General features: G+C 58.9%; 5 protein-coding genes. 3 read left to right on the top strand and 2 right to left on the bottom strand.

Annotated elements, in window-relative coordinates:
* Positions 1-48 precede the first annotated feature (48 nt).
* The gene (locus ACN9MQ_RS17350; protein ID WP_426021194.1) at positions 49-11223 is read right to left on the bottom strand and encodes a BapA/Bap/LapF family large adhesin; all 11175 of its coding nucleotides are present in this window, start codon (positions 11221-11223) and stop codon (positions 49-51) included.
* A gap of 769 nt (positions 11224-11992) precedes the next feature.
* On the opposite strand from ACN9MQ_RS17350, the gene ACN9MQ_RS17345 reads away from it, so the two are divergent.
* Genes ACN9MQ_RS17345 through ACN9MQ_RS17335 form a run of 3 tightly spaced genes read left to right on the top strand, consistent with a single transcriptional unit; the run spans position 11993 to position 13846 of the window.
* The gene (locus ACN9MQ_RS17345; RefSeq protein ID WP_032678808.1) at positions 11993-12520 is read left to right on the top strand and encodes a tetratricopeptide repeat protein; all 528 of its coding nucleotides are present in this window, start codon (positions 11993-11995) and stop codon (positions 12518-12520) included.
* A gap of 7 nt (positions 12521-12527) precedes the next feature.
* Positions 12528-13061 carry a sigma-70 family RNA polymerase sigma factor gene (locus ACN9MQ_RS17340; RefSeq protein WP_426021195.1) on the top strand — a complete coding sequence of 178 codons (534 nt, stop codon included), beginning with the start codon at positions 12528-12530 and terminating at the stop codon, positions 13059-13061.
* Positions 13058-13846, top strand: coding sequence for an anti-sigma factor family protein (locus ACN9MQ_RS17335; protein ID WP_426021196.1), 789 nt, complete (start codon positions 13058-13060; stop codon positions 13844-13846). Before ACN9MQ_RS17340 ends, ACN9MQ_RS17335 begins: the two co-directional genes overlap by 4 nt.
* Here the strand turns inward: ACN9MQ_RS17335 and ACN9MQ_RS17330 are convergent.
* On the bottom strand, positions 13838-14395 hold the full coding sequence (locus tag ACN9MQ_RS17330; RefSeq protein ID WP_059306110.1) for a YceI family protein: 558 nt from the start codon (positions 14393-14395) through the stop codon (positions 13838-13840). The genes ACN9MQ_RS17335 and ACN9MQ_RS17330 overlap by 9 nt on opposite strands.
* Positions 14396-14461 lie beyond the last annotated feature (66 nt).

Below are 14461 nucleotides of genomic sequence, written 5' to 3'. Positions count from 1 at the left end.
TTGTTTATGCCCGGGCGCTGTGCGCCCGGGTCATTTGTGCAGGTGCTATCAGGTAACGATGTGTTGCTGGTTCACTAACTCGTCGTAGGTGGTCTGGACGTTATCCAGCGTCACGAGCGTCGTATTAGTGTAGGTGCTCCCTGAACCATCACGGTCGATGGAGATCACGGTATTGCCATTACTATTAGTAACATGCAGATAATTACCGAGCGTTGAGCTGCTCCCGTTCCAGCCCACCAGCAGATCGCCAATATCGATTTTGTCCCCCTGCGTGAGCGAGAAGTTGGTCCAGTGATCGCCGGCAGTGCTGCTGACGTTGCCCGCGGTGGCGTTGCCTGCGGTGGCGTTCAGCACCTGGTAAATCAGGGTGTCGCCGTAGGCGGTGCCGGTAATGACGTCGTTATGTTCCGAGCTGATGAACTGCGGCGCCATATTGATGGTCAGCGTGGCACTGTCTGTTTTCCCGTCGGCATCGGTCAGGGTGTAGTTGAAGGTCTCCTTCGAGGTGATGGTTGAGAGCGACACCCCGGTGTTGAGGGTGTAGGTGTAGTGGCCGTCCGCAGCAATTGCCAGCGTGCCGTAATGGCCGACGACGTTGACCGTTGCGCTGCCGGTGTACGGATCCAGCGTGGTGGTCACGCCGTTGTAGCCGGTCACGCTGAGGCGGGTATCCACCGAATGCAACTGATCCATCGCCCCGGCAGAGTCGGTGCCATCGAAGATGTTGCCGTCAACGGTGTGGCCGCTGGTAGAGTCGAACTGGGTCAGCGAGTAGGTGGTACCGTTCACGCTTGGGGTAATGGTAATGTTCCCCACGCTGAGCCCCGGTACGCTACCGGTATAGCTCAGCGTATAGGTTCCGGCATTCAGGTCCAGCCCGGAGAGCGCGATGTCGATATTGCCACCCAACAGCGAACCGCCGCTGAAGGAGCCGCTGCGAACAACATTCGAACCGTCACTGATTGACCAGTTCACCGTCAGGCCACCCAATGCCAGCAGCGATGCCACGTTAAAGTGCAGTGACACGTTATGCAGTGCGGTGTTCGGATCCACCACGAAGGTTCCGCTCCCGCTGCCCTGGGTTGATGACAGCAGCGCGGTTGTCCAGCTGGCCGTCCCGACGGTGGTATCCGAGTAGGTCGTCGTGTGATGCACTGAGGTGACGTCCATCGCGGTACTGACATCGTTGACCGCATCCATCGCCCGCGCGGTTGGGGTGATGTTGAGCGATGCCGTATCCTTCGCCCCATTTGGTGCGGTGATGGTATAGACGAACGTATCCGGCGTACTGATCGCGTCAGCACCCACACCGGCTTTCAGGGTGTAGGTGTACTGTCCGGACGCATTGATGCTCAGCGTGCCGTATTCCCCCTGGATGTCGGTCAGGCCGCTGCTGTTCACCGCCACGCCGTTCACTTCTGATACCACCGCGCCGGTTGCGACATCGTTATCCAGCACATCTCCGGTGGTGGTCTCGCCCACGCTCGACACGCTGTAGACATGATCTTCCAGCACGTTCAGCGTGTAGGCGGTCAGGGCGGTGATCCCTGCAGCCGTATTCAGCAGGAAGAGGTACTCCCCGGCAGGCAGGTTCAGCGTCAGCTGAGACGAGGTACCGCCCAGCAACGGCGCACGCAGCCAGCCCGGTTCGACGCGCATCTGCTCGAAGGTCTGCGTCGCGTTATTGAACTTGTAGACATACAGGTCGAATACCGACGCCAGCGCCACACCGCCCACGGAAGCCTGAATGGTCATGGTGCGGGTGGTACCTTCCTCCACGTTATAGATGATCGGATTGCTCAGATCGTCCAGCAGGTTCAGCCCCAGCGTGTTGCCGAGATTGATCCCCACCACGGTAAAGCCGCCCTGCGACGAGGTGCCGTTATTGATTTCATGGACCGAGGTGTCAAAGGTCAGCGAGGCCGTGTCATCCACCGCCACAATACCGTTAGCGGTAGTACCGGCACCCAGCGACAGTACCAGGTTCGCCGACGCGCTGACGCCGTTATGGGTGATGGTGTAGGTGAAACTCTCTGTCCGGCCCACAACCGAGGCGCTGGTGTCGGTCAGGTTGTAGGTGTAGCTGCCATCGCGATTAATGGTCAGCGTACCGTACTGGCCCTGAACAACCGTGCCGTCGGCGTTCACGCTGGTGGTGACACCCAGTGCGTTGGTGACAGCAGAGACAGTAGTGCCTGCCGGGGCGTTGTCGCTGCCCGCGGTCGGGTCGGCGTCGAGAATTACGTTACCGTTCAGGCTGGTGTCGCCCGTCACGGTACCGGCGCTGGTCTCTTTCACCGCCACATCGAGGCTGGTGTAGGAGCCGGTCGCCAGCAGGTTAGTGTTATAGCTCAGCACCCGGTAGTCGCCGTTCGCCAGCCCGGTCAGGTTCAGCGATACGCCGGTGGCCCCGAGGGTCAGCAGATCGGCAAACTGGGGTTGTCCGGTATCCACGACGGTAGTCCAGGTACCGTTGACGCTGTCCCAGCGCTGTACCACCAGCTCAAGGGTATTGAGCAGGGAAAGCACCGCACCCGTGGCATTGGCGTTCACCACAATATCCGCATTGCCGCCGCTGCCCACCGTGAAGTCCACCTGGGCAGTATCATTACCCAACAACGTGAGAACGTTGCCTACGGCACCCACCAGCAGGAAGCCATAATCACTGTACTGGCTGTTGGTGACGGTGGCCGTGGTGCTGATATCCAGCTCTTCGACGTTATTGCTGGCGGAGAGCGGGACGACCGGTGCGAGGGCTGAGCCTGGCTGCGACGTATTACCTGCGGCATCGGTGGCGGTGATCTGCAGCGTCTGACCTTCCGTCTGTTTATTGAGGAAGGTATAGCTGTAGGTGCCGTTGCTGCCCGCGATTGTGGTCACCGTGCTGCCATCGCCAAGACGGATAGAGACGGTGCTGCCTGCCTCCGCGTTACCGGTCAATACGCTACCGTCAGCGTTAAAGGTTCCGGTTGGGGCCGTTGGCGCAGTCAGATCGACAATCACGCTGGTGGCGGAAGAGACCGGGCTGGTGCCCGAACTGTTCGTCGCCGTGGCGGTAAAGGCGTGAGAGCCTTCGCTTAACGCCGGGGTGGTGAAGGTCCAGTTGCCTGAACTATCTGCCACTGCCGTTCCCATCGACACGCCGTTGTTATACAGCGTGACGGTGGTGCCTGGCAGGGCCGTACCACTCAGGGTTGGCGTGGTGTCGTCAGTGGTTTTACCGTTGGTCAGGTTACCGGTGACGGTGCCGACGTTATCGTTGATGGTGGTGATAAGCGGTGCGTTCGGCACCGGCGTCGCAGGGGCAATCACCGACGTGCTGACACCGGCGTTACCCGCCTTATCGGTGGCATAGACCAGCAGTGATTCACCGTTGGTTTGGGCCGGCGTGATTGTCGCGTTAAAGTTTCCGCTGCCGTCAGCCGTCGCGGTACCGAGCACTGTTCCGGTACTGGTGGTGATGGTAACGGTGCTACCCGCTTCGGCGGTCCCGGTGACGTGCGTACCGTTGGTGATCACGGCAAGGCTTGCCGGCACGTTCGGTGCAGTCAGATCCACGGTAATGGTGGTGGTGGCCGATGGCGTACTGGTGTTGCCCGCGGCATCGGTGGCGGTGGCGGTGAAGTTATGCGTGCCTTCCGTCAGTGTGGTGGTGGTTTGCGGTAGCGTCCAGTTGCCGTTCGCATCGGCGGTGACCGTGCCGACAAGCGTCGTGCCGTCATAGATGCGCACCGTCGCGTTGGCTTCTGCGGTCCCGTTCAGCGCTGGACGCGCGTCATTAGTCGGGTTATTGCCGGTTACCGGTCCGGTGATGCTGCCGACATCATCGACAACCGCACTGATGACCGGCGCAGCTGGCGCGGCGGCATCCACGTTGATCACATAGGCGGTGGTCGGGGCGCTGGTATTGCCCGCGGCATCGGTGGCGGTAAAGGTCAGGCTGTGTGACCCGTTGCTCAGCGCCGGAGAAGGGGTAAAGCTCCATGCCCCGCCGGTCGCGACCGCGCTACCGATCTGGACGCCGTTATCGAAAATTTTCACCGTGGCGCCTGCTTCCGCCGTACCCGTGAGGGTAGGCTGCGCGTCGTTAGTCAATCCGCCATTGGCAATCGGCGTAGCCGCATTGCCCACATCATCCACAATGCTGCTCAGCACCGGCAGGGCTGGCGGCGTCGTGTCGATAGTCAGGCTAAAGGCCGCTGACGAAACGCTGGTATTACCCGCTGCATCCGTGGCCTGCGCCGTGAAGCTGTGCGCGCCCGTGGCTAAGGTGGTCGTAAGCAAGATACTCCAGTTGCCACTGGCATCCGCGGTGCCCGTTCCGACAAGCGTTGTGCCTTCGTAGATATTCACAGTCGCAAACGGCTCACTGGTCCCGACAAGCCGTGGCACGGTGTCGTCGGTCGTCTGTCCTGAACTGAGCGGGCCGGTGATGCTGCCCGCATCGTCAACGGCCTGGCTGATAACCGGCGCATTAGGGGCGCTGGTATCAACAACCAGCGTAAAGCCAGGCGAAGCCGGGCTGACGTTCCCCGCCGCGTCGGTCGCGGTCGCGGTCCAGGTATGGCTGCCATTGCTCAGCGCTGATGACGGCGTAAAGCTCCATGCTCCGGTGCCATCCGCCAGCGCGGTGCCGACCGGCTGTCCGTTCTCATAGATGGTCACCGTGGCGTTGGCTGCCGCGGTGCCCGTCAACGTTGGCGTGGTGTCGTCGGTACTTTGCCCGGAAGTCAGCGGCGTCTGTACGCTGCCTGCGTTGTCTCCCGCGGTCGTGATGGCCGGTGCCGCCGGTGGTGCCGTATCCACTGTCAGGTTAAACGGTGCCGTCGTGCTGCCGGTGTTGCCAGCCGCATCGGTGGCATTGAAGGTGATGGCATGAGGCCCGTCACTCAGGGCGGTGTCAGGCGTGTAGGTCCAGTTCCCCTGGGCATTAACCACCGCGGTGCCAATCTCGTTGCCATCCACAATGATATGCACAGTGGCACCCACTTCACCCGTACCGTTGAAGGTCGGACGCGCGTCGTTGGTGCTGTTGCCGGTAGTGAGCGTACCGGTGACCGGGCCGACGTCGTCAATCACACTGCTGACCAGTGGCGCAGCAGGGCCTGCTGCATCCACGGTAAAGGCAAAGACCGACGAGTTTGCTGACGCATTGCCTGTCGCATCGGTAGCGTAGGCGCGAAGGAGATAGTTGCCGTCGCTCAGCGGCGTGCTCGGGGTAAAGGTCCAGTTACCACTTCCGTCGACGGTCGCAAGGCCAATTTGCGTACCGTTATTCATTATGTGGATTGTACTGCCCGGTTGTCCGGTGCCGCCGATCGTCGGGGTGGTGTCGTTGGTGACTTGCCCGCTGGTGAGGTTGCCGGTCACGCCGCCAGGGGCATTGTCGTTAACTGTATCCAGCGTTGGAACCGTTGGCGCCGTCAGGTCAACCACGACGTTCCAGCCGTTAGACACCTGGCTGACGTTGCCCTGTGGGTCGGTGGCGGTAACGGTGAAGGCGTGAGGCCCTTCGCCGAGCGCGGTGTCAGGAGTGAACGTCCAGGCACCGGTGCCGTCAGCCGTGACCACGGCAATCTGGGTACCGCCGTCGAAAATTTTCACCACGCTGTTCGCTTCCGCCGTCCCCGAAAGGGTTGGCGTCGCGTCATTAGTCGGATCGCCGCTCACAATCGTGGTGGCAGCATTGCCCACATTATCCGTTACGTTGGTGATCGCTGGCGTGGTGGAAACCGTATCAACGACGATGGTGAAGCCTGTCGACAGACCACTTTCATTGCCCGTGGGGTCGGTCTCGCGGATGGTCAGAACGTTATTGCCCTCCGCCAGCGCGGGCGGTGTGAAGACCCAGGTCCCCGTATTGCCGACCAGTGCGGTACCCAGCAGGGTTCCGTTGCTGTAAACGGAGATGGTATCGCCCACCGTGCCGGAGCCGGTAAGGGTAGGCTGGTTGTCGTTGGTGGTCTGCCCATTGGTGAGTTGACCAGTGCCAGGGCCGACATCATCAATCACTGAGCCAATGGTCGGCGTGTCCGGTGCGGTGAGGTCAACGGTGACGGTTGCAACCGGCGAGCGGCCGCTGGTCGAGAGCCCGACCGTCGCGGTCACTTCAAAGGTGTGCAGCCCTTCACCCAGCGCAATCAGTGGGGTATAGCTCCAGTTACCGTCCGCATCAGCAATCACGTTGATCAGCGGAACCGCGATGCCGTCCTGGTAGATGGTGATAATGCTGCCCGCTTCGGCCGTACCCACGAGTGTCGGGGTAATGTCGTTGGTGGTTTTGTCTTTCACGTCGCCGGTGACAGGCGTTTCATCATCGTTAATCGCCGTAATGATGGGCACATCCGGAAGATTCGGCAGCGTACCGGTGACGGTGTAGGATGCCTCAGGACTGAGGTTGCCCGCGGCATCGGTCGCGGTCACCGTCAGCACAGCGCCATCCGTTTGGGCTGGGCTGAGCGCGATGGAGAAGGTGCCACCGGTGGCTACGCCTGTACCGAGAACATTACCATTGTTATCGGTTACAGTGATGGTAGCCCCCGCTTCGGCGGTGCCGGTCAATGGAGTACCTTGAGCGGCTATGCCAGTAACCGCGGGAGCAGCCGGATCCAGAGTATCGACGTTAACGCTAAGCGGTGCAGAGCTACCGGACGTATTGCCAGCCGGATCGACCGCGGAGACGGTGAAGGTATGCGGGCCTTCCGCCAGCGTGCTGTCGGCGGTCCAGCTCCAGTTGCCGTCCGGCTGTACCGTTACCGGCACCGTGGATGCTGTACCGTCTACGGAGACGATAACGGTGGTACCCGGTTCGCCGGTGCCCGTGAGGGTCGGCGTGCCGTCACGGGTATAAAGCACATTGCTTGTGAGCTGGCTGTCAGACACCGCGTTAATCAGCGGGATTTCTGGCGCAGTGGTATCAACGGTGACGGTGAAGACCGGGCTGAGGCCGCTGACGTTACCCGCAGCATCGACTGCCGCAACGGTGATGTTGAGTGGGCCATCAGTCTGGGTCGGAAGATCGAGAGACCACTCGCCATTGCTGCCGATTTCGACGCGCCCTACCTCAACGCCATTGTTATAAACGATGACCGTTTCGCCCGCAGGGCCGGTACCGCCCACACCGGGGGTCGTATCCGTGGTAACACCACCGTCTGGCTTACCGCCAACGGCGCTAATGACAGGCGTATCAGGTGCCACGTTATCAACGGTGATAGTGATCCCCGGTGACGCCGCCGAAACGTTACCGGCTTCGTCGGTGGCGGTGGCGGTAAATTCGTGGCTTCCCTCATCAATGCTGGCGTCAGGGCGCCAGCTCCAGTTGCCGTTGCTGTCTACGGTGACGCGACCCACTTCGGTGGCAGGCTGACCATTAATGCTGTCATAAATAATAACCACATCGTTCGCCGTGCCGGTGCCGCTCAGGACCGGACGCGGATCGTTCGTGGTTTCCCCGTCGGCAACCGGTCCGGTTATCTGGCTGACGCTGTCCGTAATCACCGGTGCTGCTGGCGTAGCTGGCGGGTCGGTGTCAATGGTGATGGTCACCGGCTGGGACGGGGCGCTTTCGTTGCCCGCGCCGTCCTTGTTGGTGACGGTCAGGGTGATGTCGTAGGTACCGTTGGCCAGTGGGATCTCCGGTGTCCATGTCCAGTTACCGTTGCTGTCCACCTCGGCGTCACCAATTTTGTCGGTGCCGTTGTAGATAGTCACGGTATCGCCCGGATTGCCGGTGCCGCTCAGCGTCGGCGTGGTATCGCGGGTGGTCTCTCCCGGGTTCAGCGGGGTTTCTGTTGTGCCGCCGTCAGGGTTCACGGTGATTTCTGGCGTCTCCGGCGTGGCGGGTGCCACGGTATCGACCACCAGCACAAACGGGCTGGAGACGGTCGTATTCCCGGCGGTATCGGTCGCATGAACTGTCAGAGAGTGCGAGCCGTTGGTGAGCGGGGTGGTAGGGGTGAAGCTCCAGCCGCCGGTACCGTCGAGTGTGGCGGTACCGAGCAGGGTATTGCCATCATAAAGCGTAATAACCGTACCTGCCGGCGCGCTGCCCTGCAGCAACGGTTGCGTGTCATCCGTGGTGTCGCCGCTGGTGAGCGGGCCCTGAACGTCACCGACGTCATCGGTTACGGTTGTGATGGTCGCCGCCGGTGGCGGGGTGATATCGACCGTAAAGGTGAAGCCGCCTGACGGCAGGCTGATGTTACCTGCCGTGTCGGTGGTGACGGCGGTCAGGGTATGCTCACCGTTACCAATCGGTGTGCCTGGCGTAAATGTCCACGCGCCGCCGCTACCGACCAGCGCGGTGCCGATATCAACACCGTCCAGACGAATGGTGACCGTTGAGCCCGGTTCGGCAGTGCCGTTAAGTGTCGGGGTTGGATCGTTCGTGATGGCACCTGCGGTGAGCGCGCCTGTACTTCCCTGAACATCGTCCACCACTTGCGAAATTACCGGTACTTCGGGTGCGGTACCGTCGACAGTGATACTCCAGGCATTTGATGGCCCGCTTGGGTTACCGGCGGCGTCAACTGCCGTTGCGGTCAGCACGTGGCCGCCATCAGCAAGTGGCGAGGATGGCGTGATACTCCATACGCCAGATGCCGGAACGAGTACCGTGCCGATGACCGTGCCGCCGCTGGAGAGCGTGATGGTTGTGCCAGGCTCGCCCGTTCCGTTTATGGTTGGTGTCCGGTCATTAGTGAGCCCGTTCTGGGCGACAGGGCCTGTAGTGGCAGAGGCATCGTCGTCCACTGAAACGATAACCGGCGTTTGCGCGGCGGTAATATCCGGCGCAATGGCAGGGGTTGTTGGCCCGGTATTGCCGGCGGGATCGGTGGCATCTGCGGTCAGGGTTTCACCGTTGGCTTTTGGTGGGGTCAGCGTGACGGTGAAGCTGCCGTCGTCATTGGCTTTCGCCTCGCCAACCGTGACGCCATTTTCACGGATGGTCACGGTGCTGCCTGGCTCTGCGGTACCTGTCACTTTGGTACCGTCATCTGAGACAACAACGTTGTCCGGAGCCAGTGGCGCCGTGGTATCTGGTGCATCGGCTGTAGCGGGCAGGCTGGCGTTACCGCTGCCGTCGGTTGCCACGACCGTCAGCACTTCACCGTTGGTCTGTGCAGGACTAATAACCGCCGTAAAGGTGCCATCGCTGTTGGCGGTGGTTTCACCGATGACCGCGCCGTTAGGATCTTTAATGGTGACGGTGCTGCCTGGCTCCGCCGTGCCGCTGACGCTCTGGCCGTTTTCTGCCACCTGAAGGTTGCCGGGGGCGACAGGAGGGGTTGTGTCCGTAGCCGTGACGGTCGCAGGCGTGCTCTGGTTACCTGCAGCATCAGACGCCACCACGGAGATCTGCTGGCCGTTAGTTTGCGCCGGCGTTAACGTGGCAACGAAGTTGCCGTTGCCGTCCGTTGTTGTCCGGCCAATTATGGTGCCGTCGCTGCTGGTGATGACAATGCTGCTGTTTGGCTCGGCAGTGCCGGTAATCTGCGTGCCTGCCGGATTAAGCGTGATGTCGGGCGTGTCAGGTGGCGTGGTATCGACAATGAAGTTGATTGGCTGCGACAACCCACTCTGGTTCCCGGCAGCGTCGGTGACCTGCACCGTTATTGAGTGAGCCCCCTCCGAAAGCGGTTTGTCCGGTGTGATGCTCCAGGTGCCGTTGGGCTGAACTTTAACGGTCGCAATGGGCACGCCGTTATCAAAAATCGTAATTGTCCCACCGGGCTCTCCTCTCCCTGCAAGAACAGGTTTAGCGGCATCAGTGAACAGGCCAGAGGTAATTGCGCCTTTGATGGCACCCGTTTCATCGTTCAGCACGATGGCGGTTGGCGCAGTTGGTGCGGTGAGATCGATGGTAACGGTGAACACCGGGGAAGCCGGTCCGGTGTTACCGGCGGCGTCGGTTGCCCGGACGGTGAGCTGATGCGTGCTTTCGCTGAGATTGATCGAAGGGGTAAACGTCCAGGTGCCGTTGCTGGCAACGACAGCGGTGCCAATCGCGATCCCGCCATCATAAATGGTGACCGTAGATCCGGCTTCCGCGGTGCCGGTAAGCTGTGGTCGCTGATCGTTGGTGCTACCACCGTTACTGACCGAGCCGGTGACCGGATTGGTATCGTCTGACACGAGCGTGATGGCCGGCGCTGTGGGGGCGACGGTATCCACCACAAAGGTCACGGCGCCGGAGGCTGGGCTGGTGTTACCTGCCGCGTCGGTCGCGGTGGTAGTAATGGAATGGCTTCCGTTAGCGAGATTTGTACCCGGGGTAAAGGTCCAGTTTCCGCTGGCATCAACCTTGGTCGTGCCAATTGGCTGACCATTATCGTACAGGGTGATGGTACTGCCTGCTTCGCCGATGCCGCTGAAGGTGGGGCGGGCATCATCGGTACGCTGACCGTTAGTCAGCGGTCCGGTTTCTCCGCCAACGTCGTCATTCACAATTACGATATCGGGCGCATCGGGTGCGGTGGTATCCGGTGCTGTAACATGGCCGGCCTGGCTGGTATTGCCTGATGAGTCGGTTGCTGTGGCGGTAAGTTGCTCGCCATTCGTCAGCGGCGTGCCCAGAACAATGGTGAATTTGCCGTCGCTACCGGTTTTACCTGTGCCGACCAGATTGCCGTCCGCGTCTTTCAGCGTAATCGTACTGCCGGGTTCGGCAGTACCTGTGACAGTTTTACCATCTGAGGAGAATTGAAGGTTGGAAGGTGCATTTGGCGGTGTGGTATCCGGATCGGAAGGATTGCCCGGCGTGCCGGGGTTCGTATTGTCATCATCATCGTCGCCCCCCCCTCCGCCGCCGCTGCTTGCCGCGACAGCGATCCCGCCTGCGACAGCAAGACCACCGAGTACCCATGGCCAGATGGCTGCGCCACCGGTATCACCGCCTGAGGCCGCCAGTAATACGTCCGTGGAGGCGATAGATTCGTAGGTAGCAGCCCCGGTAGGATCTTCAATCCACCACAGCGCACCGTCACTCTCTTCCAGGACCAGCTGACTCACCCCCTCCGCGTCGGTGACGTAGAAATTCTTCAGGGTAATGACCTCGCCAGAGTGCAGCGTGACCACCAGATCGTTACCACTGCGGGCGAAGTGGGAGACATCGGCTCGCTCTACATGAAGCTCAACGATAGAGGAATGGCTCAGCGTAACCTGTGTGCCTTCCGTGGTAGTTTCCACGCCAGTGAGTTTCGATATAACAGAGATTTGGCTCATTTAGGTATTACTCCAGCAGAGTTGTCGTGAACGGCGTGCAAGATGCGCCATCTCTGCGGAAGGTAAAGCACGCCCCCGGCGGAGTTGCTGTTATTTACGCAGCACTCACCGTTATTTTTTTTAGAGCGAACGATGCCCGCCATAATCCAGAGTGGCAACATCAGAGCGAATCTAATTACTCATGAGAGAGAATGTCGTTTATTTGTATTTTTGTGTTGTATAAAACCCTGTAATTAATGGAGGTATTGGTTTTGACGATATAAAAATGATATAGCCAGAAAAGTCTGAATGTGCAAATTAAGCATCTGTAAACACTGTGTGAAGCGTTGAAGGGGGCATTAATTCATAGCTGGCTATTATAATTTAAAAAATATAAGACATTGTTTTTCTTGTTATTTTATTTGGTTGTGAAATGTGTTTTTTTATCGCTTTGGCACGAATAAATATTTAACAGGGGAGTTTTTTTAGGATGGTGTTAAACGCTATTGTTTATGCCGGCTTAATATACGTTTAAGTTAGGGTAACGTTTTTGATATAACATATATTATGTTGGTAATTAATTAAAAATATATTCTTGTGCGGTGTCGGGATTCTGCTACTGAGAGAAAAATAATAACTAACAGGGAGTAAAGATAAAATATCCCGCTCAACATTTAATGGGGATACGACGTCAACATGATTCTGAGAAAAAAAAGAGGGGCCCGGGAATGAATAAAATGCATCGCTCACGCGTTTACTGACGTCATTCCCATTCACCCTGGAGCCTTTTATGAACACCACCTCTGTGCGTTTGATCCCGGTGCTGATTTTTTCCCTGTTGTCTCCTCTCGCGCTGGCGATGGGCGATAATAGTACCGAGAGTAAAACACCCGACTGTCCGTCCGGACAGGTGTATGACAGTGCAACTCAGAAATGTGTGCCCGATAAGAGCAGCAGCCTTAGCGATCAGGACAAAACCAACTATGCCTATCACCTTGCTAAAAAAGGCGAGTACCAGGCGGCGCTGAACCTTCTTGATTCGCTAAAAAATAACAACACGGCTGAAGCATGGAACTATCGCGGGTATGCCACCCGCAAACTGGGTCGTACGGATGAAGGTATCGGTTACTACCAGCGTGCGCTGGCTATCGCCCCGGATTATGCCAAAGCCCGTGAATACCTGGGCGAGGCGTGGATGGTCAAAGGACGTCCGGATCTGGCCAAAGAGCAACTGAAAGTGATTGCCGGTATTTGCGGCCAGTCCTGTGAAGAGTACCGTGACCTGCAGGCTGCCATTAACGGACATCCGGAATCCTGATTTTCTCGTGGAGGGAAAACACATCGCTACCCGTGAGGTTCGCCAACAGTTAGCCGCACACCTCTCACGTCTCTGGCGTTATGGGCTGGTGTTGTCGCGAAACAGGGATGTCGCCGAAGAGCTGGTTCAGTCCACCTGCGTCCGCGCGCTTGAAAAAAGCAGTCAGTACATGCCCGGTACGCGTATCGACAGGTGGCTGTTTGCGATATTGCACTCCATCTGGATCTCTGAGCTTCGGGCACGCCATGTTCGTCAGGGGCAGGGGTTTGTCGCCAGCGACGAGCTTCTGGCGCCGGATACCCGTGAACAGGATGAGACGCACCTGCATTACCTGAAGGTGATGCAGCGTGTCAACGTGCTTCCGGAAGCCCAGCGCAACACGGTTTTTTTGGTGTATGTCGAAGGTTTTACCTATCAGGAAGCCGCGAACACCCTGGCGGTGCCGATCGGTACCGTAATGAGCCGACTGGCGACGGCACGGGCAACGCTGGCAGCGTCGTCTGCCGATGCCTTGCCCCCGGTTAAGGAGAAACGCTCTTGAACGCGCACCGTTTTACAGCGCCCTTTAACGATGAGGCTATCGTGGCATGGATAGATGGCGAGATGTGTCATGCCGACGCGCAAAAATTTGAAGAACAGTTGAGACGTGACGAGCGCCTCTCCGGGCGGACCGCCGAGTTAATGAAAAGCAATGCGGATTATCCCGGCGCGTTTGCCGCTATGCTGGATGATGCTCCTCTGGAGAAGATGCAGGCCCGGCTGGCGGAACTGCCCGATCCGAAGCCCGCTACCCCGGCTGGCGTAAGCCGGCGCGCACTCATTGCCGCGTCGGTCAGTTTCCTGGTGGTCGGTTCCGGCGTGGGATATGGGTTGCGACCCGCTTTCGCACCTTCTGATGAAAACGCCCATATTCGTGACCTCGAAGCGCAATACATGTCGCTTTACAGCGTCGAGACATTGCTGGATATGGACAGCGCGCCGCATGTTCTGCAGCGTGGGCTGGAACGGGCAGCGCAGGATATCGGCCTGCAACTTCAGGCGTCACAGCTTATCCTCCATGGAGCAGAGCTTAAAATGGTCCGCATGCTGCGCTATGAAACCACCTCTATCGCGCAAATAGCCTGGATAAATGCCGACTACGGCCCAATGGCGCTGTGTATCTCCCCGACAGAGCAGACAACGACAGCCGCTCAACAGGAACAGCGGCACGACATGAACCTGGTGTGGTGGCAGAAAGCGGGATATCAGTTTGTGCTGATCGGCCGCAACCCGCTCCCACAGTTGCGGGGCAGTGCAGAGCAGCTGCAAAGCCTGATTTCAGGATGACGGGATACCGTTAGCCTGAATCGCAATGGTGATGGCAATCCTGTCATCAACGACCAGCGCAAATTTATCCATGCCGTAGGCCGCGCGCGAAATGGTCGTTGTCGCATCCAGCGTAAGGACCGGCGCGTGCGGATCTTTCACGATGGCGTCCAGAATGACCGGGCGGGCAATGTCGCGTACGGTCAATGTTCCGAACACCCTGAACGTTCCTGAACCTTGAGCGACCACGCGTGAGCTGATAAATTCGATAACAGGATAACGTTCAGATTCAAAAAACATGTCGCTTTTCAGTTGCCAGGTGAGCAGGCTGTTTGAGGCAACCAGGGTGGCCACGGGAAGGGTGACATGAATATGGTCATCGATATCCTTATCCGGGTTAAGCGTTACGGAACCCGTGACGCCACTGAATCTGGCCCAGGAGAGGATCCCCCCGAAGGCGTGCCAGGATAACCGTATGGCGGTGTTTTCAGTATCAATGGTATAGCTCTGCGGGGCGGCCTGCGCCAGCGGACAGAGCAACACGAACAGAATAACCAGGCGTCGCAACATCTCAGGATCTCTTTAGGGGTGGCAAGGCGTTAACGCGCAACCCCGGGGATCTATTCGGCTTTTAGG

The sequence above is a fragment of the Enterobacter sp. R-25 genome (assembly GCF_049913205.1).
Lineage (GTDB): Bacteria > Pseudomonadota > Gammaproteobacteria > Enterobacterales > Enterobacteriaceae > Enterobacter > Enterobacter ludwigii.
This window is presented reverse-complemented; position numbering and strand designations above follow the sequence as displayed.

Bases quoted from the DNA above. Each gene is read 5' to 3' on its own strand.
- ACN9MQ_RS17345 (WP_032678808.1), top strand. From the start codon at position 11,993: ATGAACACCACCTCTGTGCGTTTGATCCCGGTGCTGATTTTTTCCCTG.
- ACN9MQ_RS17350 (WP_426021194.1), bottom strand. From the start codon at position 11,223: ATGAGCCAAATCTCTGTTATATCGAAACTCACTGGCGTGGAAACTACC.
- ACN9MQ_RS17330 (WP_059306110.1), bottom strand. From the start codon at position 14,395: ATGTTGCGACGCCTGGTTATTCTGTTCGTGTTGCTCTGTCCGCTGGCG.